Annotated in this window: 18 protein-coding genes; 12 read left to right on the top strand and 6 right to left on the bottom strand. The window is 72.0% G+C overall.

The window, feature by feature from the left end; all coding sequences use genetic code 11:
* Positions 1 to 101 precede the first annotated feature (101 nt).
* Entirely contained in the window at positions 102 to 4,031 is a 3,930-nt protein-coding gene (locus tag ACIBJB_RS28510) for a glycosyl hydrolase (RefSeq protein WP_398934467.1), read from the top strand.
* On the opposite strand, the gene ACIBJB_RS28505 is transcribed toward ACIBJB_RS28510, so the two are convergent.
* Positions 4,014 to 5,039 carry a LacI family DNA-binding transcriptional regulator gene (locus tag ACIBJB_RS28505; protein ID WP_398934465.1) on the bottom strand — a complete coding sequence of 342 codons (1,026 nt, stop codon included), beginning with the start codon at positions 5,037 to 5,039 and terminating at the stop codon, positions 4,014 to 4,016. The two genes, ACIBJB_RS28510 and ACIBJB_RS28505, sit on opposite strands and share 18 nt — an antisense overlap.
* Before the next feature lie 303 nt (positions 5,040 to 5,342).
* On the opposite strand from ACIBJB_RS28505, the gene ACIBJB_RS28500 reads away from it, so the two are divergent.
* The 6 genes from ACIBJB_RS28500 (at position 5,343) to eccCb (ending at position 13,705) form a co-directional block, all read left to right on the top strand.
* Complete coding sequence (locus ACIBJB_RS28500) at positions 5,343 to 5,540, top strand: hypothetical protein (protein WP_398934463.1); 198 nt, start codon at positions 5,343 to 5,345, stop codon at positions 5,538 to 5,540.
* A 159-nt stretch (positions 5,541 to 5,699) separates the two neighbouring features.
* Entirely contained in the window at positions 5,700 to 6,488 is a 789-nt protein-coding gene (locus tag ACIBJB_RS28495) for a cyclase family protein (RefSeq protein WP_398934461.1), read from the top strand.
* Entirely contained in the window at positions 6,485 to 8,125 is a 1,641-nt protein-coding gene (locus ACIBJB_RS28490) for a thiamine pyrophosphate-binding protein (RefSeq protein WP_398934459.1), read from the top strand. Before ACIBJB_RS28495 ends, ACIBJB_RS28490 begins: the two co-directional genes overlap by 4 nt.
* Positions 8,126 to 8,232: 107 nt before the next feature.
* Positions 8,233 to 8,853, top strand: coding sequence for a DinB family protein (locus ACIBJB_RS28485; protein WP_398934457.1), 621 nt, complete (start codon positions 8,233 to 8,235; stop codon positions 8,851 to 8,853).
* Between the two features lie 115 nt (positions 8,854 to 8,968).
* Positions 8,969 to 9,355 carry a hypothetical protein gene (locus tag ACIBJB_RS28480; RefSeq protein WP_398934455.1) on the top strand — a complete coding sequence of 129 codons (387 nt, stop codon included), beginning with the start codon at positions 8,969 to 8,971 and terminating at the stop codon, positions 9,353 to 9,355.
* Between the two features lie 9 nt (positions 9,356 to 9,364).
* A complete protein-coding gene (gene eccCb, locus ACIBJB_RS28475; RefSeq protein ID WP_398934453.1) occupies positions 9,365 to 13,705 on the top strand; it encodes a type VII secretion protein EccCb in 4,341 nt (1,446 codons plus the stop codon).
* Positions 13,706 to 13,717: 12 nt separating this feature from the next.
* On the opposite strand, the gene ACIBJB_RS28470 is transcribed toward eccCb, so the two are convergent.
* The 5 genes from ACIBJB_RS28470 to ACIBJB_RS28450 form a co-directional block, all read right to left on the bottom strand.
* Positions 13,718 to 15,160, bottom strand: coding sequence for a glyceraldehyde-3-phosphate dehydrogenase (locus ACIBJB_RS28470; protein WP_398934451.1), 1,443 nt, complete (start codon positions 15,158 to 15,160; stop codon positions 13,718 to 13,720).
* 76 nt (positions 15,161 to 15,236) lie between these two features.
* On the bottom strand, positions 15,237 to 16,466 hold the full coding sequence (locus ACIBJB_RS28465) for a DegT/DnrJ/EryC1/StrS family aminotransferase (protein WP_398934449.1): 1,230 nt from the start codon (positions 16,464 to 16,466) through the stop codon (positions 15,237 to 15,239).
* An 89-nt stretch (positions 16,467 to 16,555) separates the two neighbouring features.
* Complete coding sequence (locus tag ACIBJB_RS28460; RefSeq protein WP_398934447.1) at positions 16,556 to 17,698, bottom strand: GNAT family N-acetyltransferase; 1,143 nt, start codon at positions 17,696 to 17,698, stop codon at positions 16,556 to 16,558.
* Positions 17,699 to 17,858: 160 nt separating this feature from the next.
* The gene (locus ACIBJB_RS28455) at positions 17,859 to 18,506 is read right to left on the bottom strand and encodes a response regulator (protein ID WP_398934445.1); all 648 of its coding nucleotides are present in this window, start codon (positions 18,504 to 18,506) and stop codon (positions 17,859 to 17,861) included.
* A complete protein-coding gene (locus tag ACIBJB_RS28450; RefSeq protein ID WP_398934443.1) occupies positions 18,503 to 19,717 on the bottom strand; it encodes a sensor histidine kinase in 1,215 nt (404 codons plus the stop codon). The genes ACIBJB_RS28455 and ACIBJB_RS28450 overlap by 4 nt, the downstream gene beginning before the upstream one ends.
* 159 nt (positions 19,718 to 19,876) lie before the next feature.
* Here ACIBJB_RS28450 and ACIBJB_RS28445 point away from each other — a divergent pair, with 159 nt between their 5' ends.
* The 5 genes from ACIBJB_RS28445 to ACIBJB_RS28425 all read left to right on the top strand — a co-directional run bounded on the left by ACIBJB_RS28445 (position 19,877) and on the right by ACIBJB_RS28425 (position 24,480).
* Positions 19,877 to 20,662: a class I SAM-dependent methyltransferase gene (locus ACIBJB_RS28445; protein WP_398934441.1), complete on the top strand. Its 786-nt coding sequence runs from the start codon at positions 19,877 to 19,879 to the stop codon at positions 20,660 to 20,662.
* A 236-nt stretch (positions 20,663 to 20,898) separates the two neighbouring features.
* Positions 20,899 to 21,516, top strand: coding sequence for a TOPRIM nucleotidyl transferase/hydrolase domain-containing protein (locus ACIBJB_RS28440; RefSeq protein WP_398934439.1), 618 nt, complete (start codon positions 20,899 to 20,901; stop codon positions 21,514 to 21,516).
* 182 nt (positions 21,517 to 21,698) lie between these two features.
* The gene (locus tag ACIBJB_RS28435; RefSeq protein ID WP_398934437.1) at positions 21,699 to 22,811 is read left to right on the top strand and encodes a Gfo/Idh/MocA family protein; all 1,113 of its coding nucleotides are present in this window, start codon (positions 21,699 to 21,701) and stop codon (positions 22,809 to 22,811) included.
* Entirely contained in the window at positions 22,808 to 23,734 is a 927-nt protein-coding gene (locus ACIBJB_RS28430) for a PmoA family protein (RefSeq protein ID WP_398934434.1), read from the top strand. The genes ACIBJB_RS28435 and ACIBJB_RS28430 overlap by 4 nt, the downstream gene beginning before the upstream one ends.
* Complete coding sequence (locus ACIBJB_RS28425; protein WP_398934433.1) at positions 23,731 to 24,480, top strand: cupin; 750 nt, start codon at positions 23,731 to 23,733, stop codon at positions 24,478 to 24,480. The genes ACIBJB_RS28430 and ACIBJB_RS28425 overlap by 4 nt, the downstream gene beginning before the upstream one ends.
* Positions 24,481 to 24,520: the final 40 nt, after the last annotated feature.

The following is a 24,520-nucleotide window of genomic DNA, read 5'->3' as shown; positions in this document are numbered from 1 at the left end:
CGCAGATCTGGTGGGTGCCGCGGGGGTGTCCTACGGTGAGGCTGATGTAAAACGTTTTTGATCCGTGAGAGTGTCCGGGCCGTCGTCGGAAGGACCCATCCGTGATCTCTCCAGCCCTGCGACAGCTGTTCGACAACCCACCTCGGGACTTCGGCCCCACCCCGCTGTGGTGGTGGTCGGGCGCGAAGGTCACCCGTGACCGCCTGGCCTGGCAGCTGCGCCGGTTCGCGGACGGCGGCGTCCACAACCTCGTGGTGATCAACCTGGCCCCGGCCGGCCCGACCTTCGGCGCCCGCACCGACGACCCGGTGTGGTTCGGCGAGGAGTGGTGGGCCCGCTTCACGGACGCCTGCGAGATCGCCGGGGACCTGGGCATGCGCCTGTGGTTCTACGACCAGATCGGCTTCTCCGGCGCCAACGTGCAGGGAAGCATCACCCGGGAGCACCCCGAGGCGGCGGGCCGCGCACTGCGGTCACGCCTGGCCGTCGTCTCCGCCGGCACGGTCGCGCTGCAGGGCACGGAGACGCTGCTGGGGGCGTACGACGGCGGGGGCGCGCGGCTGCCGGTCACCGGTCCGGCGCGTGTCGAGGCCGCCGACGGCACCGAGGTGCGCCTGGTCCTCGCCGTCCCCACCGCCTTCGACTACCTGAACCCGGCGTCCGTCGATCTCCTGTTTGACGCCATCCATCGCGAGTACGACCGGCGCGTGCCCCAGTACCTGGGCAACGTCATCGCCGGCAGCTTCCAGGACGAACTCCCTGCCACCAACTCCTGGACCGGCCGCTTCCCCGAGGAGTTCCGGGCCCGACGCGGCTACGACCTCCTCGACCACCTGCCCCTTCTCTTCGGCGAAACGGGCGGCGACACCACCCGGGCCCGGAAGATCCGCGCCGACTACTACGCCGTCCGTGCCGAGCTCACCGAAGAGGCGCTGTTCCGTCCCCTCGCCGCCTGGCACGACGAGCGCGGCCTGCTCCTGGGCTGCGACCAGAGCCACCCCGCCCGCTCCGGCTTCCCCGCCCAGTCGACGCAGCTCTACACGGACTACTTCCGCACCCACCGCTGGTACAGCGCCGCCGGCAGCGACCATCACGGTGACGCCAAGGTCCACTCCTCGATGGCCCACCTCTACGGCCACGAGCGCGTCTGGATCGAGTCGTTCCACTCCTCCGGCTGGGGCGGCACCCTGGAGGAGACCTACGACTGGCTGCTGCCGTTCCTGCGCAGCGGCGCCAACCTGTACAACCCGCACGCCAGCTACTTCGGCACCGCGGGCGGCTGGTTCGAGTGGGCGCCGCCGTCCACCGACTGGCGCCAGCCCTACTGGCGGCAGTACCCCGCCTTCTCCCGGGCCGTCGCCCGGATCTGCTCGATCCTGTCCTGGGGCACCTACAGCGCCGACGTGGCGGTCCTGCATCCGACCGCCACCATGCAGGCCCTCATCCCCCTCGACGCCCCCGTCCAGCACTTCGGCGACGGCCGCCTCGGCGAGGCCCACGCCGATGTCGACGAGACCCAGCGCCACTACCTGGAGCTGTGCGGCACCAACAACTGGCTCAGGCCCGCCGTCGGCGCCCTCGACCGCCACCGTGTCTCCTTCGACGTCATCGACGACGCCTCCGTCCAGGGGGCCAAGGCCGGCGACGGGGCCCTGCGCGTCAGGGACCTGGCGTACACCGCGGTCCTGCTGCCCTCGGCGAGCGTTCTGGAGCACGAGACGGCCCGCCGACTGGCCGAACTCCTCGACGCCGGCGGACGGGTCGTGGTCGTCGGCCGCCCGCCGGCGCAGGCGTCCGGGCTCGCCGGTGACGACTCCGTCGTGGCCGCACTTCTGGATCACCCCCGCCTGGAACGGGTGACCGACGCCGAGGCCGCTGCGGCCGCGGTCGCCGAGGCCGCCGGATACGCGACGGGCGAGGTGCCGCTGCTCGTCAGGCGGAAGGGCGACGCTGCGGTCGCGCTGGTCACGGGGGCGTTCCCCGACGCCCGCACGCATCCGCCGAGGGGCCACCACGAGATCGACCCCGCCCGCTACGCCCGCACCTCATCCGTCACCGTGCGGGCCCAGATCGCCGAGGCCGAGATCTGGAACCCGGCGACCGGCACCCGCCGCCCCGGACACGTCACCTTCGCCGACGGCGTCTCGACCGTCGAGGTGCCCCTGGAGGGCGCCCCTGCCGCCCTCGTCGTATGGCGCGAGGGCCCTCCGGCGGACGCTGTGCCCCTGTCGTCCACGAACCCGCCGGAGACGACCGACCTGTCGACCGGCTGGGAGGGCCGCCTTGCTCCCACCATGGACAACACCTGGGGCGACCTGGCCCTGCCCGCCGGAGCCTCCGTCACCGAACCGCAGATCTGGACCATGCGGTGGACCGAGAGCGGCGACTCCTGGGAGCGGACACGGGCGACCTACGGCAACCGGGTCCGCGTCCTGGCGCCCGTGCCCTCCGCACAGGCCCCGGCCCCTCTGGACCGTGCCGCCGTCGAGCAAGTCCTCGCGGGAAAGCGGGAGTTGGCGCCCACCGGCTGGGCCGTCTCGCTGTACTCGTCGAGCCGCGGCATCCCGGACCCGTACGGTCTGCTCGGCAACAAGGGGCTGGTGCCGGAGGAGTTCGTGCGGGTGCCGGTACCCGTGAGCGGGACCGTCGCCCGGGTCAGGGCCGTCGTGGAGACGGACCACCGGGGACCCGCCGATCTCCATGTCGGCGCGGCGGCGGTCAAACGCGTGTGGTGGAACGGCAGCCCGCTGGAGACCGGCGGCGGCTATCTGGCGTCCGCCCGGGTGGACGTCGAACGGGCCCGCAATGTGCTCGAGTACGAGCTGTCCGAGGCCCAGGACCGGCCGCAGACCATCTCGGGCGCCGCCGACACCCCGCTGGGCAGCTACTTCTGTCTGTCCCGCCCGGACGGGTTCGCGCCGCGCCCGCTGTTCATGCGCCTGCCCGACGGCGTACGACCGGACGGCAGCGTGACCTACCGCGGCCGGATCGGCGTCCCGGGGCAGGGGGCGGACGCGGTCCTCGTCGTAGGTGCCGCGGTGGGCGTGACCGTCCTGCTCGACGGAGCCGTCGTGGCACGGCAGGAGAAGGTGGAGTACTACGAGTCCGACTGGGGCGCGGTGCCGATGTTCTTCCGGCACGAACTGACGCTGAGCGGCGGCGACCACGTCCTCGACGTCGTGGCCGACAGCGTCGACGCGCGGGACGGTGTCTACGTCGACCTCGTGGCCGGCCCGACCGCCCTGGTCAGCGGCTCGGGCTGGGCGGCCGGGACGGGGGAGTGGAGCGGGCCGACCATCGAACACACGGGCCGGTGGGGGGAGTTGCAGCACTGTGGCGCGGCGGTACGGCCGCACCCGCTGCCCGACGCCGAGTGGCTGGCCGGTGCTCCGGTGCTCGGGTCCGCCGTACTGCCGCTGCGGTCCACCGACGACCTCCTGGAGATCGAGCAGCGCTTCCGGTTCGTGGTACCGGCGGGGACGGTGTCGCTCGACCTGCCACTGAGGCTTCCCGCACGAGTAAGGATCAGCGGCGGGCCTGAACTCCCCCTTGAGGGCGATGAACTGACGCTGAATCCACCTCTGCCAGCGGCCGCCGAGTTCGAAGTCGTCACCGCCCCGACGGCCGTGCTGCGCGGTGGCTCCGCCTGGCGGGGGCCGGTGCGGGTGCGCACGGTACCGGCACCCTTGCCGCTGGGGGAGTGGGGCGAACTGGGGCTGGGCGGTTGGAGCGGGGGCGTGACCTATGCGCGGACGCTGGAGGTGCCGGCCGGGCCGGACCCGGTGCTGGATCTGGGGAGGGTGCGCGGCAGCGTCGCGGTGTGCGTCGACGGCGAGCTCGTCGGCGAGGCGTTCTGCGCGCCGTACCGCTTCGAACTGGGCGGGACCGCCGGGCGTACCGTCCGCCTCGAAGTGACCGTCCACAACACCCTGGCGCCGTATCTCGCCGAAGCCACGCCGACCGCCTGGGCCTTCCCCTCCCAGCTCCCCTCGGGCCTGCTGGGGCCGGTGACGCTAGAACGGCGCGTCTGAGGAAGCCCGGGTGGAGTCCCGCAGGACCAGCCCCGGCGCGAACACCCGTGCCTCGTGGGCGTGCTCCGCGCGGGCCTCCACCTCGTCCAGGAGCATCTCCACGGCCGCCCGGCCGAGCTCCTCGACCGGCTGGCGGACCGTCGTCAGGGTCGTGCCCACGAAGCTGGCGATGTCCAGGTCGCCGTAACCGACCACCTGGACGTCCTCCGGGATCTTCACCCCGCGTTCGCCGAGCGCACGGCACAGACCCGCCGCGAGGAAGTCGTTGGTGCAGAACACCCCGTCGGGCAACTCGTCCAGACTGTGGGCTATTTCGCTGCCGTACGCCACCGTCATCTCCTCGGCGACGACCTGGTCGAGGCGGGCCTCGCGCCGGGTGCGCACGGCCTGCCGGGCGCCCTGGTAGCGGTCGGCGCACTGACGGATCGTGCGCTCGCCGTTCACGACGAGGACGTCGCGCGCCCCGCGGTCCAGGAGGTGCTGCACGGCGATGCGGCCGCCGGCGATGTCGTCGACGGAGACGGAACAGCCGTCCTGGGCGGGCATGGCACGGTCCGCCAGCACGAGCGGGATACCGCGCTCGCGCAGCCGTGACAGCCGGGTGGGGTCGGCGCTGAGCGGCACCACGACCGCGCCGACCGCCCGCTGTTCGATGAGCATGGTGAAGTAGCCCTGCTCCCGCTCCGGGGCGTCCCCGCTGTCGCACAGGACGAGGGAGTAGCCGTGTTCGTAGGCCGCGTCCGCGGCGCCGCGCGCGATGCGCGAGTAGAAGGAGTTGGCCACGTCCGGCAGTACCAGGCCGATCGACGAGGAATGCCCGGTGCGCAGTCCTGCGGCTCCCGGATGGGGGACGTAGTCGAGGGCGGCGACCGCGTCGCGGACCCGTTCGGCGGTGCGGGCGTTGACCCGCTCGGGCCGGTTCAGGACGTTCGACACCGTGGAGACCGAGACTCCGGCGGCGGCCGCGACGTCCTGGATACGGGCGGGGCGAACCGAAATGACGTCCACCCCCTCGCTGTTCCACGCAGGCGACGCAAGTCTACCCCGGCCGCGGATAAAACGTTTTCCGCACCGCTCTTCGGTGGTGGAGTCTCCGCCTTCGGAACGGCACTGCGATGGAGGGTCGGTCGCTGCGGCAGCAAATTCTGTGAAGGAACCGGCGGATTGGGTGACCATGTTGCGAGCGGTGAGGCCGGGAACGGGAACGTCCTGTGGAGGGTGGCCGACTGGCTGGCCGTGTTCATGCCCGGCGTGCTTCCATCCGGTGTCCCTCCTCCTCGAGGATTGCTCATGCGAAAGGAACCGCGCGCCATGAACGTCGCCCCCCACCTCGTAGCGGCCGAGCTCACCGATGCCGACCTGGACAACGTCTCCGGCGGTGCCGCCGCCGCGACCACGGCCGGTCTGCACCTCCAGCTGGCCCACCTCGAGGTCTGCGCCGACGTCGACGCCCTCGTCTCCACCGAGGGTGTCGCGGCGAGCGTCAACGCCCACGTCGGCGTGAACTGACCGAACACCTGCTGCCGGGCCCTGGATCGGACGATCCTGGGCCCGTCGTGGTCTCCGGCGGGGTGCCCGGGTGGGATTGCCGGACACGTGCGGGGAGCCGGGTCTCGGCCGGGCGGTCGGTGCCATGCTGTCGGTCTCGGAGTGTTTCAGGAGGCCCTCATGCACGAGCAGCCGTCCCTTCTCGCCGCGCTGGTGTCCGCCCTGCGGGCCGGTTCGATCGAAGTCGTCGATCTCACCTCGCCGTTGTCGTCGTCCACACCCGTGATCCAGCTTCCGCCGGAGTTCGGCCAGACGGCCGTCTTCGAGCTGGAGGAGATCAGCCGGTACGACGACCGGGGCCCGGCGTGGTACTGGAACAACTTCCGCAGCGGCGAGCACACCGGCACCCACTTCGACGCCCCGAACCACTGGGTGACCGGAAAGGACCTCGCCGACGTGGCGTCCGTCCCGGCTCAGCGGCTGATCGCCCCCGCCGTTGTACTGGACTTCACCGCCGAGGCGGCCAAGGACCCGGACTTCCTCGTGGAGGTGGACCACGTCAAGGCCTGGGAGGAACACAACGGACCGCTGCCGGACGGCGGTTGGCTGCTGTTGCGCACCGGCTGGGACGCCCGCTCGCACTCCCAGGAGGCCTTCCTCAACGCCGACGAGAACGGTCCCCACACGCCCGGCCTGTCCCCGGAGTGCGCCCGCTGGGTGGCCGAGGAGTCGCCCGTGATCGGCCTCGGCGTGGAGACGGTCGGCACGGACGCCGGGCGCGGGCATTCCTTCGACCCCGCCTTTCCCTGCCACTCCCATCTGATGGGCAGCGGCAAGTACGGCCTCACCCAGCTCCAGAACCTGGCCGCGCTGCCCGCGACCGGCAGCGTCGTCGTCGCGGGACCCCTGCCCATCGTCGCGGGCTCCGGCTCGCCCGCGCGCGTGCTGGCCCTCGTGGAGCGGTCATGAAGGTCGCGGAGGCCGTCGGACGGGCCCTGTACACGGCCGGGGTCGAGCAGGTCTTCGGCGTCGTGGGATCCGGCAACTTCCATCTGACCAACGCCATGGTCGCGGCCGGCGCCCGCTTCGTCGCCGCCCGCCACGAGGGCGGCGCGGCGACGATGGCCGACGCGTACGCGCGCGTGAGCGGCACGCCGGCCGCCGTGAGCGTCCACCAGGGGCCCGGGCTCACCAACGCGATGACGGGGATCGCCGAGGCGGCCAAGAGCCGCACACCGCTCGTCGTGGTGGCGGCCGAGGTGACCCGGCCGACCTCCAACTTCTATGTCGACCAGGAGGCGTTGGGGACGGCGGTGGGCGCGGTCCCGATGCGGGTCGCCTCGCCCGAGGACGCCGTAGGGCAGGCGTGTGCGGCGGTGCGACGGGCCCTGCACGAACGCCGCACGGTGCTCCTCAACCTCCCCCTGGACGTACAGGCGGCGGACGTCCCCGGCGATGCCCTCGCCCAGGCCACACCGCCACCGCCGCGCACGGCGGTCGAGCCGTCTGCCGACGAAGTGGCGGCTCTGGCCCAGGTGCTGGAGCAGGCCCGGCGGCCGGTCTTCGTGGCCGGACGCGGTGCGCGCTCCACCGGGGCCAGGGACGCCCTCGAAGCCCTCGCTGAGCGCTACGGCGCCCTCCTGGCGACCTCGGCCGTGGCGCGCGGGCTGTTCCACGACAACCCTTGGTCGCTCGACGTGTCCGGCGGCTTCGCGTCGCCGTTGGCGGCCGAACTCATCGGCGGCGCCGACGTGATCGTCGGCTGGGGCTGCGCGCTGAACATGTGGACCATGCGGCACGGCGCCCTCATCGGTGCGGACACGGCCGTGGTGCAGGTCGACGACGATCCCTCGGCACTCGGCGCACACCGGAAGCTGCACCTCGGGGTCACCGGCGATGTCGAACTCACCGCGCGGCACGTCCTGGCGGCCCCCGGCGGGAAACGGCAGGGCCTGCGGACGCCCGGCATCGCCGAGGCCGTGGCCACGCGGGTGCGCTGGCGTAACGTGCCGTACGACGACACGAGCACCCGTGACCGGATCGACCCCCGCACGCTCAGCATCGCGCTCGACGACATCCTTCCCGCGGAGCGGGTGATCGGCGTCGACTCCGGCAACTTCATGGGCCACCCGAGCATGTTTCTGTCGGTGCCCGACCAGGACGGCTTCTGCTTCACGCAGGCCTACCAGTCGATCGGCCTCGGCCTCGCCACCGCGATCGGCGCGGCCCTGGCCCGCCCGGACCGGCTGCCGGTGGCCGCGCTCGGCGACGGCGGCGCGCTGATGGGCGCCGCCGACCTGGACACCGTACGGCGGCTCGGGCTCCCCATGGTCGTCGTCGTGTACAACGACGACGCCTACGGAGCGGAGGTGCACCACTTCGGCCCCGACGGACATCCGCTCGACACGGTCGAGTTCCCGCCGACCGACATCGCGGCCGTGGCCCGCGGTTACGGCTTCGAGGCGGTGACCGTGCACACGCGGACGGATCTGAAGGCCGTGGAGGACTGGGTCGGCGGGCCACGGTCGGCGCCCCTCCTGATCGACGCGAAGGTGGTGCGGGACCGCGGGGCGTGGTGGCTGGAGGAGGCGTTCCGGGGGCACTAGGCCCAAAAAGGTCCGGGGGGGACGAGGCCCAAAAAAGGAGGAGCGGGAATCCCCTTGCTGTGCCAGCCTGGCGGGCGGACCGGACCGGACCGTCCAGGGGAGCACCGATGACCACAGGACCTCGCCTCGCCCCGCTCCTTGACCAGTTCGACTGGTCCTGCGAGCGCCTGGCCGGTCGGCTCACCGGGCCGGTCATGGACAGCGGCGACGGCTCGCGGACCCCGGTCGGGGCGCTGACCGACGACGAGTACCTCTGGGAGCCGGTGCCGGACTGCTGGTCGGTCCGGCGGCGTACGGACGGACCCGGGGCGCGGGCGACCTTCCTGTCCGGGACCGGCGACTGGGGCCGGGACGCCGCGCCCCACCCGCACCCCGTTCCACCGCCGTTCACGACCCTCGCATGGCGCCTGAGCCACCTCAGCGACATGCTCTTCCTGCGCGCCGACCACACGACGGGCACCCACACCCTCACCCGCGACGACTACCGCGTCAGCGGCACCGCCGCCGACGCGATCGCCGCCTTCGACGCGGCCGCCGACGCCTGGCGCACGGCCCTGCGCGACACCGACGACACCGACCTCGACACCGTCGGCCGCTGTACCTACCCGCACGGCAGCGACCCCGGGGAACCGTTCCTGGACATCGTGTGGTGGGTCAACCAGGAAGTCCTGCACCACGGCGCCGAGATCGCCCTGCTGCGCGACCTGTACCGGGAGCGACAACACTGACCGACCCGGTGCGCGAGGGGTCAACGAGTATGCTGACAACGGTTTTTGCGTGCCACGAGTGCCAAGCGTGCCGAACGCGCCGTACAGCGACAGGGGGACCCACGCCGTGCCACCCATGCAGATCACCGTCGCCGTGGCGGCGGCCGACGGTGACGCCGAGGAGACCGACGCGCTGACCCGCGGGCTCCAGGAGGAGTTGCTGCTGCTCGAGGCGGCCGAGTCCGTCGTACGGCCGGAAACCGGCGCGGCCCCGCCGGGATCGAAGAGCGGCACGGTCACCGCGCTCGGGGCGCTGCTCGTCACCGGTGTCTTCTCGCGGGCCGCGCTGACCGCGTTCGTGAGCCTGGTCGGCGAGTGGCGGCAGCGTGCCCAGGCCCGCCGGGTCGAACTCACCGTCGGCGACGACACGTTGATCGTGGAGGGGGTCTCCGCCAAGGACCAGAAGGCCCTGATCGAGGAGTGGCTCCAGCGCCGGTCCGGCGGCAACGACCCGCAGCCGTAGGGGACTTCCGTGAGCCGTGTCGCCCTGCTCGTCGCCACCACCGACTACCTCGACTCCGGCCTGCGCCGCCTGCGCTCGCCCGCGTCCGACGCCCGGCGTCTCGGCGCGCTCCTGGAGGACAGGGCGGTCGGCTACTTCGACCGGGTCGTCCCCCTGGTCAACGAGTCGAAGGCCGAGATCGAGGAGCACATCGAACGGGTGCTGCGCGACCTCGGTGCCAACGACACCCTGCTGGTCTACCTCTCCTGCCACGGCATTCGCGACCAGCACGGCCGCCTCTTCTTCACCACGCTGCGCACCAAGCGCGACCTGCCGGAGTCCACGGCCATCTCCGCCCGCTTCATCGAGGAACAGCTCAGCCGCTGCCGTTCCCGGCGCAAGGTCCTGCTGCTCGACTGCTGCTTCGGCGGCGCCTACGTCCAGGGCATGGCACCCTTCGCGCCCGACGACGGCGAACTGTCCGCGCAGGCCGCCGGCAAGGGCACGTACGTCATGACCGCCTCGGACGTGCTCGAGTTCGCCTTCGAGGGCGAGACGGTCAAGAGCCGCTCGGGCGAGTTCCACTCCGTGTTCACCGAGGCGGTCATCGACGGCCTGAGCACCGGGCGGGCCGACGTCGACAACGACGGCGTGATCACCGCGCACGAACTCTTCCAGCACATCGCCCGGCACGTGAAGGAGAGCGGAGCCCCGCAGACGCCCACCGAGTTCCGATCCGGCGTGCAGGGCAACATCCCGCTCGCCAAAGCCGCGCTGTGGCACCGCGGACGCAGCGCCGAGACCGACCCCTTCGCCGGCGACAGCCTCCCCCTCGGTGATCTGCTTCCGGCACTCGCCACCAGCCCCGAGCGCGGCCTGTGCGCCCCGGACTGGCCGCCCAACGGTCAGCTCACCGTGCCCCTGGGCAGGATGTACGACCCGGTCCAGGGCCTCCAGGAGACTCTCACCCTCGACCTGTCCGGCGGCGCCCCGCACATCGGCGTCGTGGGCAGCCGCTGGAGCGGCAAGACCTCGGTCCTGCGCACCCTGGCCTGCTCGCTCGCGCTGACCCACACCCCCGAAGAGGTGCAGATCTACGGCCTGCATGGCGAACCGGACGGGATGACACGGCTGGCCTCGCTGCCGCACGTGGGGATGGTCGCGGACTACGCCGCCGGCGGCGATGTGCGCGAGCTGGTCGAGGGAGTCATGACCACCCTGAAGCGACGCGAGCGGCTCTGCGACCGGCTGCGCATCCGCTCCCCGAAAGCCTTCCGGCAGCGGCGCACCCAGCAGGCCATGGACGGGGAGACGAACGGCGAGGTGTTCCTCCTCGTCGACTCCTGGCCGGACTTCGCGGCCCGCTACCCCGACGAGTCCCGGCTGCTGCTCCGCGTCGCCCAGCAGGGTGTCTACTACGGCATCCACCTCGCGGTCTCCGCCGACCGCTGGCGAGACCTGCCCGAGGACCTCCTCCTGCACCTCGGCACCTGGATCGAACTCGCCCTGGCCGACCCGCGGGAGTCGAGAATCGACAGCGACCTGGCCGGCGGCATCCCACCCGGGCAGCCGGGGTTCGGGCTGACCCGGGGACGGCGCTACGTCCGGCTCGCGGTGCCCGCACTCGCCCGGCCCGCGGGCACCCGCGCGGATGCCCCGCACGGGGACGAGGGCGAGGAACTCGACGTACTCCTGGGCAAGGTGAGCGCGGCCTGGAGCCTGCCGGGAGCGCAGCGGCTCAGCACCCTCGGGGAGGGCGAGGAGTCCGTGCCCGGCCTTCTGGACCTGCTGGCGCTGCCCGAGAACTGGGACGACGACCCCGCCTCCGCCTGGACCTCACGGCCGGATCAGCGACTGACCGTCCCGGTCGGCGTGGACGACAGCGGCGGCCCCGTCGTGCTGAACCTGAGAGAGGCCGCACAGGGCGGCTGGGGCCCGCACGGCCTGTGCGTCGGCGCCACCGGATCCGGCAAGTCGGAGCTGCTGCGCACCCTGGTCCTCGGACTGGCGGTCACGCACTCCCCGGAGACGCTGAACTTCGTCCTGGTGGACTTCAAGGGCGGCGCCACCTTCGCCGAGATGAGGCGGCTGCCGCACACGGCGGCGGTCATCACCAACCTGGCCGACGACCTCTCCCTGATCGGCCGCCTCGGCGACGCGATCAGAGGTGAACTCACCCGCCGCCAGGAGCTGTTGCGCTCCTCGGGGAACTACGCCAACGTCCGCGACTACGAACGGGCGCGGACGGCGGGCGCGGCGCTCGCCCCCCTGCCGACGGTGGTCCTGGTCATCGACGAGTTCGCCGAACTGCTGAGCGCCGAACCCGGCTTCCTCGACGAGCTGATCACCATCGGCCGCATCGGCCGCGCGCTCGGCATCCACCTGCTGCTGTCCTCGCAGCGACTCGAGGCGGGACGGCTGCGCGGCCTGGAGACCCATCTGTCGTACCGCATCGGTCTGCGCACCTTCTCTGCCGACGAGTCACGGGCGGTGCTCGGCGTGCCGGACGCCTACCGTCTCCCGTCGGTGCCCGGCAGCGGCTATCTGAAGTTCGACATGGAGCACATGGTCGGCTTCCGCGCGGCCTACTCCTCCGGCTGGACCGGACGCGACGAGCGGGCCGCCGACGGGGACTCGCCGATGGAGCTCATCCTCAAGCGGCTGGAGAACCTGGGCTCCCCGGCCCACCAGATCTGGCTGCCGCCGCTGGCCGAGGCGCCGCCTCTGGACGCCCTGCTGCCGGGCCTGAAGGCGGTCGAGGGTCGTGGCCTGACCCAGCCCGGCCACGGCGGACCGGGAGGGCTGGTGGTGCCGCTGGGCCTGGTGGACAAGCCGTACGAGCAGCGGCGTGACGTTCTGTGGGCCGACTTCTCCGGCACCGCGGGCAACATGCTGGTCACCGGTGTTCCGCAGTCCGGCAAGTCGACCCTGCTGCGGACCCTGGTGTCGTCCTTCGCCCTCACCCACACCCCGCGGGAAGTGCAGTTCTACGGGCTGGACTTCGGCGGCGGCGGCATGTCCGCCGTGGCGGACCTCCCGCATGTGGGCGGCGTCGCCTCCCGTCTGGACCCGGAGCAGGTCCGTCGCACGGTGGCGGAGGTCGCCGCGATCCTCACCCAGCGGGAGGGGTACTTCCGGGCCAACGGCATCGAGTCGATGGCCGTCTACCGCCGTCGCCGCGCGCTCGGGGAGATCACTGACCAGCCGTGGGGGGACGTCTTCCTGGTGATCGACGACTGGAGGAACTTCCTCGAGGACTACGAGGCGCTGGAGCCGGTCGTCAGCCGCATCGCCGCCGGCGGCCCCGGTTACGGCGTCCACGTCGTCCTGTCCGCGAACCGCGCCGTGGACGTGCGTCCGCTGCTCAAGGAGATGATGTTCTTCCGGCTCGAGCTGAGGCTCGCCGACCCCGCCGATTCCGAGATCTCCGTCGCCGTCGCCGCGAGCGTCCCGGCGGGTGTCCCCGGCCGGGGGCTGACGCCCGGGAAATACCACTTCATGGCCGCGGTGCCCCGAATCGACGGCATGGCCTCCGGCGACGGGCTGTCCCAGGCGACAGCCGCCCTGGTCGATCACGTCACACAGGCCTGGCGGGGCCGCCCCGGGGCGCCGGCGGTGCGCATGCTGCCTCGCGAACTGCCCGCCGACCGGCTGCCGAAGGGCGGCGACCACCCGGAGCGGGGCATCGCCTTCGGTATCGACGAGGGCGAACTGCGGCCGGTCTTCGTCGACTTCGAGACCGACCCGTTCTTCCTGGTCTTCGGTGAGAGCGAGTCGGGCAAAAGCGCGCTGCTGCGCCTGCTGGCGAAGCAGATCTGCGAGCGCTACACACCCGAGGAGGCGCGGATCCTCGTAGTCGACCCGCGGCGTTCGCTGCTGGGCGCCGTCCCGGAGGCGCACCTCGCCGAATACATGGCCACGACCTCCCTGGACCGTCAGATGGACGCGCTCCAGGAGCTGCTCCGCAGGCGTATGCCGACCGAAGGCGTCACTGCGGAGCAGCTGCGGGACCGTAGCTGGTGGACCGGCCCCACGCCATTCGTGATCATCGACGACTACGACCTGGTGTCGACCCCGAGCCGCAGCCTGCTGGGCGGACTCACCGAGTACCTGCCCTACGCCCGGGACATCGGTGTGCGGTTCCTCGTGGCCCGCAGCACCGCGGGCGCCGCCCGGGCGCAGTTCGAACCGTTCGTGCAGCGCATGAAGGAGTTGCTCGCCCAGGGCGTGGTCCTGGCGGGCGACCCCGCCGAGGGCGATCTCCTCGGCGGGGCCCGGCCCGGGCCCATGCCCCCCGGCCGGGGTCAGTTCGTCTCGCGCGGGCGAAGCACTCCACTCGTCGTCCAGACGGGCTGGCTGCCGGAGCCGTAGGACGGGACGGGATCAGACCGCCGCGGGGTACGTCGGGTACTCCACCCCCGAGACGTGCTGCACGACCCGGACCACCTGGCAGGAGTAGCCGAACTCGTTGTCGTACCAGAGGTAGAGGATCGCGTTGTCGCCGTCGACCTTGGTGGCACCGGCGTCGACGATCGAGGAGTGCCGCGAGCCGATGAAGTCGCTGGAGACCGCGTCGGGGGCCGTGGTGAAGTCGATCTGGCGCTTGAGCGGGGAGGTCAGCGAGACGTCCCTCAGGTGGTCGAGGACCTCCTCGCGGGTGGTCTCACGGCCCAGGCGCAGGCTCAGGATCGCGATGGAGACGTCCGGCACCGGCACCCGGATCGAGCTGCCGGTGATCGGCGCCTTGAGGTCGGGCAGCGCCTTGGCGACGGCGGAGGCGGCGCCCGTCTCCGTGATGACCATGTTGAGCGGCGCCGAACGGCCCCGGCGGTCGGCCTTGTGGTAGTTGTCCAGCAGGTTCTGGTCGTTGGTGAACGAGTGGACCGTCTCCACGTGGCCGCGCAGCACACCGTACTCGTCGGCCATCGCCTTCAGCGGCGGCACGATCGCGTTCGTGGTGCAGGACGCACAGGACAGGATCTGCTCGTCCGGCTTGATCGTGTCGTGGTTGACCCCGTGCACGATGTTGGGGACGTCGCCCTTGCCCGGCGCGGTCAGGACGACCTTGTCGATGCCGGGCCGCAGATGCTGGGCCAGGCCCTCGCGGTCGCGCCACTTGCCGGTGTTGTCGATGAGGATCGCGTTGTCGATGCCGTACGCCGTGTAGTCGACCTCGGACGGGTCGTTCGCGTAGATCACCTTGATGGTGTTGCCGTTGGCGATGATCGCGCTCTCGGCCTCGTCGACGGTGATCGTGCCCTGGAACTGGCCGTGGATGGAGTCCCGGCGCAGCAGCGAGGCCCGCTTGATGATGTCCTGGTCGCCGCCCCCGCGGACCACGATCGCGCGCAGCCTCAGGCCGTTGCCGGAGCCCGCCTTCTCGATCAGCAGCCGGGCCACCAGGCGGCCGATGCGGCCGAAGCCGTAGAGAACGACGTCCCGCGGCTCACGGCGGTCGATCTTGTTGCCGCCCGTCGCGCCGGCCACCGCCTCGGCGGTGAACTCGGCCACCGACAGCCCGCGGTCGTCGGCCTGGTAGATCTCGGCCAGCCGGCCGATGTCGATCTGCGAGGGGCCGAGGTCCAGCGTCGTGAGCGCCTGGACGAAGGGCAGGGTGTCGGTGACGGAGAGCTCCTCACCGGCGATCTGCCGGGCGAACCGGTGGGTCTTGAGGATGCTGACCACCGACTTGTTCACCAGGGAACGGCTGTGCAGGAGAACCGTTACATCACGCTCTCGGTGCAGCCTCCCGATCATCGGGATCATCGATTCCGCGATCTCCTCGCGGTTCTTCCAGTCGGTGAACGAGTCGTCCTTGACAGTCACAGAATTCTCTTTCGAGCTAGGCGGCGCTCATATGCTAACCCCCTGATGTTCTGATCGATCGTCGGGGTGTCACGGCTCACTGGCCCAGCAGCCGGGGCGGTGTGACGTCCGGAACCGGCCGCAGCAGCGAGGGGTGCGCGTCGGCCACCCGCTCCTTGGTGAACGCGCCCACGATCCTGCGGGCCAGCAGCGGATCGGCCGGCAGCGTGTGCGCGGCGAACCAGCGGGCGGGCGCCGGATCGGGGGAGGGTTCCACGAACTCCGCGCCCGCGTAGTCGTCCAGCGGCGGGTCGTAGATGTAGCCGCAGACCACGTCGTGCCGCACCAGCCGCTGGACGAGGGCGTCGCGGTCGTGGACCAGGAGCGGCACCCGGAAGAGGGGCAGGGGCCCGTCGTGCGCCGTCCGGTCGCGGAGCGCCGGCGAGGCCCACGGCGTGCCCGCCAGCAGGGCGACCCCGGCCCGGCGCCGGGCCAGGTCCTCGTCGAGCCGGGCCATCCGCAGGCTCAGCTGGCCGCGGACCAGCGCGCCGTGCCGGGAGCGGTAGCCGTGCAGATCGACACGGACCCATCGCTCGTAGGCGGTCAGGCTCGGTGCTTCCCGCGCGGAGGCGGTGAGCCGGGGTGCGTGCAGGTCCATCCGGAACGCGTCGCGCTCCATCAGCCCGAGGCGCTCCATGGTCCGCCACACCGGGCGCACCAGGTGGAGCGAGCGGACGGCGGACCGGGCCAGCGGGCGCAGGGTGGTGGTCAGGTCCTCACGCAGCCGGCCGGGGGTCAGCAGGTCGTCCCGCAGCAGCTCCAGCTCCCGGCGGGTGCGCGCGTCCTCGACGGCGAGAAAGCCGCCCGCCATCCCGGCCACGTGCTTGGACAGGCTGAACGCCGCCGCCCTGCCGAAGGTCCCGACCGGCTGTCCGGCCACATGGCTGCCGATCGCGTGCGCCGCGTCCTCGAACAGCGGGATCCCCAACTGCTCGCAACGGCGGCGCAGTTCGAGGACCCGGTCGGGCACGCCGTACAGGTTGGTGGTCAGGACCGCGTCCACATTGCGCCAGGTCGACTCCGGTACGGCGGCCGGGTCGATGTTGCCGTCCCACACGGACACGGGGGCCTGCACGGGGCGCAGCCCGGCCGCGAGGACCACGAACAGGATCACGTCGTCGTTCACCGGTGACATCAGCACCCGCGCGCCCGGTCGGCACCAGCGCCTGAGCGCCAGGTACAGGGCCAGCCGGGCCGAGGGCGTGTAGACGCACTCGCGTCCCAGTCGCCGGGTCATCGTCGCGGCCAGCCGCGAGCCATAGGGCATCGGCACCCCTTGTGTCGACGGGCAGGGAAGGGCCGTGGAAGAGCAAGGCGCGTTCGCCACGGGGAAAGCCACGGAAAGGGGGGACGGGCTCAGCTCGCCATGGGGCCCGCGCGGTCGGAGTCCGAGCGGTACCCGGAAGTGCGCAGCGTGCCGACGGTCTTCAGGAGCCGGTCGGCGGGCTCGCGCAGGGCCGGGTGGGCGTTGACCGTGTTGCGCAGACCCCGCACCGGCCGGCGCCACAGACGGTGTGCCGTCGCGACCGGATGGGGACGGGTGGCGAACCCTTCCGCCACCCGCAGCTCACGGGTCTTGAGCCAGTCCTTCCATTCCTTGTCGCCGCGCCCCATGTCCATGAGTCGCGCCCCGCGCCGGCCCGCCGCCTCGGCCATCCGCAGATGCATGATCAGACCGGGGGAGTAGTAGCGCAGCTCGGGGTCGTACGCGGTGAACCAGGGCGCGAACACCGTGCGCGAGGCCGGCCCGAAGTGCGCGGCCACCGGCCGGTCACCGGCGTACACCACCGAGAGGATCCCGGTGAAGTGCTCCTCGCGGACCTGGAAGAGGTCCTCCACCAGGTTCACGATCCACGGCCGGGCGAACCGGTCCATCCGGCCCGTCCGGCGGTACTGGGCGGACTTCCACTGCATCAGGGTGCGCAGCGCCTTCGGGTCGCGCTCGTCGAACACGAACCGCATCTCACCCAGGTCGCGCGTGAGCCGGCGCTCCTTCTTGAGGGTCGTCTTGGCGAGCCCCGGGTAGGCGCCGCGCAGCCACTCCGGGTAACTGTCGCTGCCGACCTTGAGATCGATCACCGGGGAGGCGAACGTCCCCGTGACATAGGGGGCGAAGGGCGCCTGCTCCTCGACCAGGTGATCGAACTCGAACACCGAGAGCCGGCACGCCTTCAGCAGCGCCCTGGCGTCCCACGTGACTCCGGGGCGGTGCACGAGGCCCTGGCAGTCGGAGAGTCCGAGTCCGACGGCACGGCCGACGCCGAAGGGACCCCGTTCGTACGGGAGGAAGCCCACGGCCTCTCCGCCCTGGTGCAGCACCGCCACCCGGGTGCCGCCGCGGCGGTGTCTGCCGATCCCCGCCGCGAACTCCGGTGCCAGGAACGGGTTGGCGTACTCGGGCGACTCGTCCATCGCCCGGTGCCAGGCCTTGCGGAGCGAGGCGGCGAGTTCTTCGGGTCTGTGGATCGTTATGTCCGTGTCACTGCTCATGGATCGCATGGGCGACCGTTCCCCCCAATTCCCCCCACGACGCGGCGTCCGCGTCCCGCCGATCGAAATGTCGGCAAGGACCAAACGTCGCCAAACAGTACGCATGCTGTCAAGGGTGTCTGCCGTAACGGAAGAGTGCGGATCGGACTCTCCTGGTTCCCGCGGCCGGTCAAGGCAACAGCCGGCGTTCCTTGGCGACGGCCACCGCGCCCGCCCGGGTCTCGACGCCCAACTTGGCGTAGATCCGCCCCAGATGGGTCTTGACCGTCGCCTCGCTGATGAACAGGGCCCGGGCGATTTCCCGGTTGCCGAGGCCACGGGCGAGTTGCGCGAGGATCTCGTGCTCGCGGGCGGACAGGGCGGGGCGCGGGCTGCGCAGCCGGGTCAGCAGCCGGTCGGCCACCGGGGCGGACAGCGTGCTGCGGCCGGACGCGGCGTCGCGGATCGCCGTGAACAACTCCTCGGGCTGCTCGGCCTTGAGGAGATAACCGGTGGCGCCCGCCTCGATGGCCCGGGTGATGTCGGCGTCCGTGTCGAACATGGTGAGCACCAGCACGCGGGGGCTCCGAGAGCCTCCCGCCGTCAACTGCCGGATGGCCGTCACCCCGTCCATGCCGTCGTCCAGTTGAAGATCCATCAGTACGACATCGGGGCCCAGGTGGGCCGCCATGGCGAGCGCCTCCTCGCCGGTGGCCGCCTCCCCGACCACGTCGATGCCGTCCGCGCCGGCGAGCAGGGCCCGCAGTCCGGCACGTACGACGGCATGGTCGTCGCAGAGCAGGAGCCGGACGGGGGACGAGGGCGGCGACGTACTCACAGGGCGGCCTCCTTGACGACGAGCGGGACGGTGAGCGGGACGGCGACCGACACCACGGTGCCCTCTCCCGGCGTGGACTCCACGGTGAGATCGCCACCGGCCTGGCGGGCCCGGATCCGCATGGCGGGAAGCCCGTGTCCACGCGTCGACGACCCGGACCCCCGGGCCCCGGCCTGCTCGAACCCCCGCCCGTTGTCCGCGACGTCCAGCGAGACCTGATCCTCCAGCCACGTCAGCGTGAGCGCGGCCCGGGTCGCCGCCGCATGCTCCCGCACGTTGGCCAGCGCGCCCTGGGCGATCCGCAGCAGCGTCGCCGCCACCCGCTCCGGCAGCGGACCCGGATCTCCCTCGAGCCGGAACTCCACGGTCAGCCCCGGGCCGCTCTCGCGCCGGGCGAGTGCGCCGAGGGCCTCGGCGAGGGAACGCTCCGCGAGGTCCGCGGGAGCCAGGTCGTGCACGAAGCGGCGGGCCTCGGCGAGGCTGTGCGAGGTGATCTCCGCCGCCGCCCGGACATGTTCCCGGGCCGCATCTTTGTCCGAGCCCCACACCAGCTCCGCGGCCTGGAGCAGCATCCGCTGACTGGACAGCCCCTGCGCGAGGGTGTCGTGGATCTCCGCGGACAGCCGCTGCCGCTCCGCCAGGACACCGGCCCGCCGTTCGGTGGCGGCGAGGTCCTGCCGGGTGCGCACCAGGTCATCGATCAGAACGCGTTGCCGGGCCCCCTGCCGTTGCAGATGCACCAGTACGGCGGTGGCGACCGCGGCGACGGCCGGCGGGGCCACGATCATGTTCGGGTTGAGCGGCCCGTCGGCCACCCGTATCTCCGAGACCACGACCAGCGCGGTGAGCACGGCCGCCGCGGGCACCGCGATCCTCGGCGGCAACGCGTGCAGCCCGGCGAACAACAGGGGCATCACACACCACGTGGCGCTCGGCGCGAGCACCAGCAGGACGACCCAGACCCCGGTGACCGAGCCCAGCCAGACCAGATGACGCCGGGTGGGCGGCAGTCCCGGGCGGGGCGGCGGGGCCACCAGATGCCCGAGGACGTACAGCACACAGAAGAAGGCGAACAGCGCCACCACCCAGCCGGTGCGCGCTCCGCCCTGGTCGCGGGTCAGGAAGCGGGCGAACGACGAGCCGAGCAGCAGGAAGAACGCGCCGTGCACGATCGCGCCCAGCCAGCGCTCGTCCGGATCGGAGTGGTTCATGGTCCGTGTCTAACGTGCCGGACGCAGGACCGCATCAACCGATCGGCTGACATGCCCGTCGCCCGAACCTCTCGGCAGCGGCAGCCCGTTGGCCGAGCCGGAGGCCCGGCTTCCGCATCGAGGCTGGCAGCAGAGCGACGACCTGCGAAAGGCCTCACGATGCCCGCCAAGAACCTCACCGCCAACCGCGCCGCCCTCGGCCACCGCGTCGGCTACGCCCTGCGGCACCCCGACCGTGTGCCCCGCCATGTGGCCCGCGCCGCCCGCGACCTGTGGCTGCGCCGCCGGCACCCGGACCACATCTCCTACTACCGCGCCGTGATGCGCTCCGACACCCGGACCGACCCGGACGCGGCCGTCGGCAGCCGCAACCGGGAGCGCTGGCTGGCGCTCGGAGCGATGCAGTTCGACTACCTCCTCGGCCACGGGCTGCGCCCCGAGCACCGCATGCTGGAGATCGGCTGCGGCAACCTGCGCGGCGGCTGGCGGTTCATCCGCCACCTGGAGCCCGGCCACTACCACGGCATCGACATCTCGCCCGACATCCTGTTCGCCGCCCAGGACACGATCGTCGACATGTCCCTTCAGAAGCGGCTGCCGAACCTCACCCCGGTGCGCGACCTGACGCTGCGGTTCCTGCCGGACGCCCATTTCGACGTCGTCCACGCGCACAGCGTCTTCTCGCACTCGCCGCTCCCGGTGATCGAGGAGTGTCTGGCCAACGTCGGCCGCGTGCTCGCCCCGGGCGGCTGGTTCGACTTCACCTTCGACCGCACCGAGGGCGAGGAGCACCACGTCCTCCGGGAGGACTTCTACTACCGCGTCGAGACGCTCGTCGGGCTGGCCGGGAAGCACGGCCTGCGGGCCCGGTTCATGGAGGACTGGGAGGAACTCCCGCACGGCCAGTCCAAGATCCGGGTGACCCACGGGGACATGATCCGGTGAGGCGGGCGGAATTGCCCGTCGGCGGGGACGGTCAGGGCACAGATTCCTCTCATGCACGATTCCGAATGGCCCACCGCGACGCGAGCCGGTGAGGCGGGCGGAATTGCCCGTCGGCGGGGACGGTCAGGGCACAGATTCCTCTCATGCACGATTCCGAATGGCCCACGGCGGCGCCAGCCGGTGAGGCCGGCGGAAATTGCCTGTCGCCGGGGCCGGTGAGGGCACAGACTCCTCCCATGGCTGACATGGGGGAGTTCCGGGACGCGGTCACGGCGTGGGCGGCCGGCGGCCCCGGCGACCAGGCACGCGAACTGGCCGCACGGCTGTCCGTCCGGACCGTCGTCCTGCTCGAAGGGCCGAGCGACGTGGCGGCGGTCGACGCCCTGGCCGCGAGCCGTGGCCGGAACCTGGCCGCCGAGGGGCTCTGCGTCCTGGCGATGGGCGGGGCGATGAGCGTCGGCCGCTTCGCCGGCCTGCTCGGTCCGTCAGGCCTGGGCCTGCGTCTGACGGGACTGTGCGACGAGCGGGAACGGCCGTTCTACGCCCGGGGCTGGGAGCGGGCCGGCGCGGCACCGGACGGGTACTTCGTCTGCGCGGCGGACCTGGAGGACGAGCTCATCCGCGCGCTGGGTGTGGCACGGGTGAAGGAACTCGTGCGCGAGGAGGGCGAGCTGCGGCAACTCCAGACCTTCCTGTCCCAGCCGGCCCAGCGCGGCCGCACCGCCGAGCAGCAGGTGCGCCGCTTCTTCGGCACGAAGTCGGGCCGCAAGATCCACTACGGCCGCGTCCTCGTCGAGGCCCTCGACCCCGACCGCGTGCCCGCCCCGCTCGACGACCTGTTCGCGGCGCTCTGACCCACCGCCGCTCGAAGTACTTGAGTCAGGCAAGTGAACCTGCTGTGTGCGTGCCGTGTTCACCGATATCACCGCCCGGGGTCTTGTTAGGACAATCGCCGGGGATCTAGGGTCGACTCCGGGAGAGCAAGCGCTTTCCCCGCATGTCAGCGTCCCCTTGCCGGACGTCCGAGGAGGACCGTATGCCCCGTCCAGCCCGCCGCCGCGTAGCCGTGGTCGGCACCGGCGCCATCGTCAGCGGCAGCCATCTGCCTGCGCTCAGGGCCCACGCCGAGCGCACAGAACTGGTCGCCGCCGTCGACGTGGACCAGGGCAGACTCGACGCCTTCCGGGAACTCGCGGGCGGTGAGGTCGCCGGGTACACCTCCATGGCCGGGATGCTGGACGCCGTACACCCGGACCTGGTCCTCATCGGAACCCCGCCGTCGCTGCACCGGGAGCAGACCGTGGCCGCCCTCAAGGCGGGCGCCTGGGTGCTGTGCGAGAAGCCGCTGACGCTGTCGCTCGCCGAGTACGACGAGATCGCGGCGGCCGAGGAGGCGTCCGGGGCCTACGCCTCCGTGGTCTTCCAGCACCGCTACGGCTCCGGCGCCGTCCACGCGCGCGAGCTGATCACGAGCGGCGAGCTGGGCGCCCCCCGGGTCGCGCACTGCCAGACCACCTGGCACCGGGACGCCGCCTACTACGCCGTACCGTGGCGCGGCACCTGGGCCAGTGAGGGCGGCGGCCCCACCATGGGCCACGGCATCCACCAGTACGACCTTCTCCTGCACCTGCTCGGCCCGTGGGCGGAGATCCGCGCGATGGCGGCCCGGCTCGTCCACGACACCGAGAGCGAGGACGTCTCCACGGCCCTCGTCCGGTTCGAGAACGGCGCCCTCGCCACCGTCGTCAACAGCGTGCTGTCACCCGACGAGGTGAGCCGCATCCGCATCGACTGCGCCGACGCGACCGTCGAACTCACCCATCTGTACGGGCACCGCAACCAGGACTGGACCTACACACCCGCCCCCCACGTGGCCGCCGACCGCGTCGACGCCTGGCGTACGACCGCCGCCGACGTGCCCAGCTCGCACGCGGCCCAGCTCGGCGCGCTCCTCGACGCCTACGACAACGGTGTCAGGCCTCCCGGCAGCGGCGCCGACGCCCGTGCCACCCTCGAGTTCGCCGCCGCGCTCTACAAGTCCGCGTTCACGGGCCGGCCCGTGCACGCCGGCGAGATCGCGCCGGGCGACCCCTTCTACCCGGCCATGCACGGCGACCACCCCCACTGGGCCCCCAAGGAGCGCGCATGAGCATCCGCGTCAGCCACGTCCACGGCGAGCACATCGCCGTCGAGGCGGCGAACGGCACGGAGATCCTCCGCTACGTCTACCGACCCGACCCCGAGGCCTTCGAGGCCCAGAAGCCCTACGCCCACCCGGTGCGCACCCTCGGCGGCCGCACGGTGACCGGCTACCGTCCCAACGACCACCGCTGGCACAAGGGCCTGCAGATGACGGCGAGCCATCTGTCGGGGCAGAACTTCTGGGGCGGCAACTGCTATGTGCACGGGCAGGGTTATCTGCCCCTGCCGGAGCGCGTCGGCTCGATGCGGCACGACGGCTTCACCGCGTTCACCGTCTCCGAGGCCCGGCTGGACGTCACCGAGGCGCTCACCTGGGTGGAGAACGGCGGCGAGGAGTGGGCCCGGGAAGAGCGGGGACTGGCCGTCCACTCGGTCGACGAGGCCGCCGGCTCCTGGGCGCTCGACTGGTCGATCCGGCTCACCAATCTGCGCGCCGAACCGCTCGCCTTCGGTTCCCCCACCACCGCGGGCCGTGAGATGGCGGGTTACACCGGACTCCAGTGGCGCGGCCCCCGCGACTTCACCGGTGGCTCGGTCCTCGCCCCGGACACGGACGGCGACGCGGACAAGCTGATGGGCAGCCAGAGCCCCTGGCTCGCCTTCACCACCGAGCACGACGACGTGGACGCCCACTCCACGCTCGTCTTCGCGCACGCCCCCGAGAACCTGGACCCGCAGAAAGCGATCCACGAGTCGCACTGGTTCGTGCGCTCCGAGCCCTTCCCGACGGTCGCGTTCTCCTGGGCGTTCTTCGAGGAGTTCGAGCTGCCGCCGGGGGAGTCCTTCGCGTACCGCTACCGGCTGGTCGTGGCCGACGGTGCCTGGGACGAGGAACGCGTGTCCTCCTGTCTGGAAGGCCTGTCCTGGTGAAGCCCGGCCTTCCGCACCCGCTGCCGGGCGCCGTGGGCCTGTCCCACCTGAGCGCCTACGACTGGGAGGCCGCCGACGGCGTCTGCGGCGGCAGCCCTCATCTGCACCTGGTCTGCACGGAGGCCTACGTCGTCACCGGCGGCCGGGGCGCGGTGCAGACCCTCAGCCCCGACGGCTACCGGGAGATCCCCCTGGAGCCGGGCTCGATCGCCTGGTTCACCCCGGGCACCGTGCACCGCATGGTCCAGGGCGGCGATCTGCGCATCACCGTGCTGATGCAGAACAGCGGTCTGCCCGAGGCCGGGGACGCCGTCTTCACCTTCCCGCCGGAGGTGCTCGCCGACCCCGCGCGGTATGCCGCGGCCGCCGGGCTCCCGCCCGGCACGGGACCGGAGACGGCCGCGGCCGCCCGCCGGCGCCGGGACCTCGCCGTCGAGGGCTACCTCGGCCTGCGCGAGGCACTGGTCGCCGGGGACAACGGCCCGTATCGGGAGTTCCAGCGGGCCGCCGCCCGCCTGGTACGGGACAAGGTGGCCACCTGGCGCGAGCTGTGGCGCACCGGGGCCCTGGCCACCGCGGAGCGCACCGGCGCCCAGCTCGACGCGCTGGCGGCCGGTGAACCGTCGTACCTCGGCGAGGCGACCGCCCACGAGGCCGCACCGACCCGGCTCGGCGGCTTCGGGATGTGCGGCCGACGCGACGAGTACAACCTGCCGGGAACGACGCTGCCGTACGGCGGCGAGTAACACCGTTTGTTCTGGGGGGAGTTCCGAGGGGGGCCGTAGA

This window comes from Streptomyces sp. NPDC050759 (assembly GCF_044456945.1).
Classification (GTDB): Bacteria; Actinomycetota; Actinomycetes; order Streptomycetales; family Streptomycetaceae; genus Streptomyces.
This window is presented reverse-complemented; position numbering and strand designations above follow the sequence as displayed.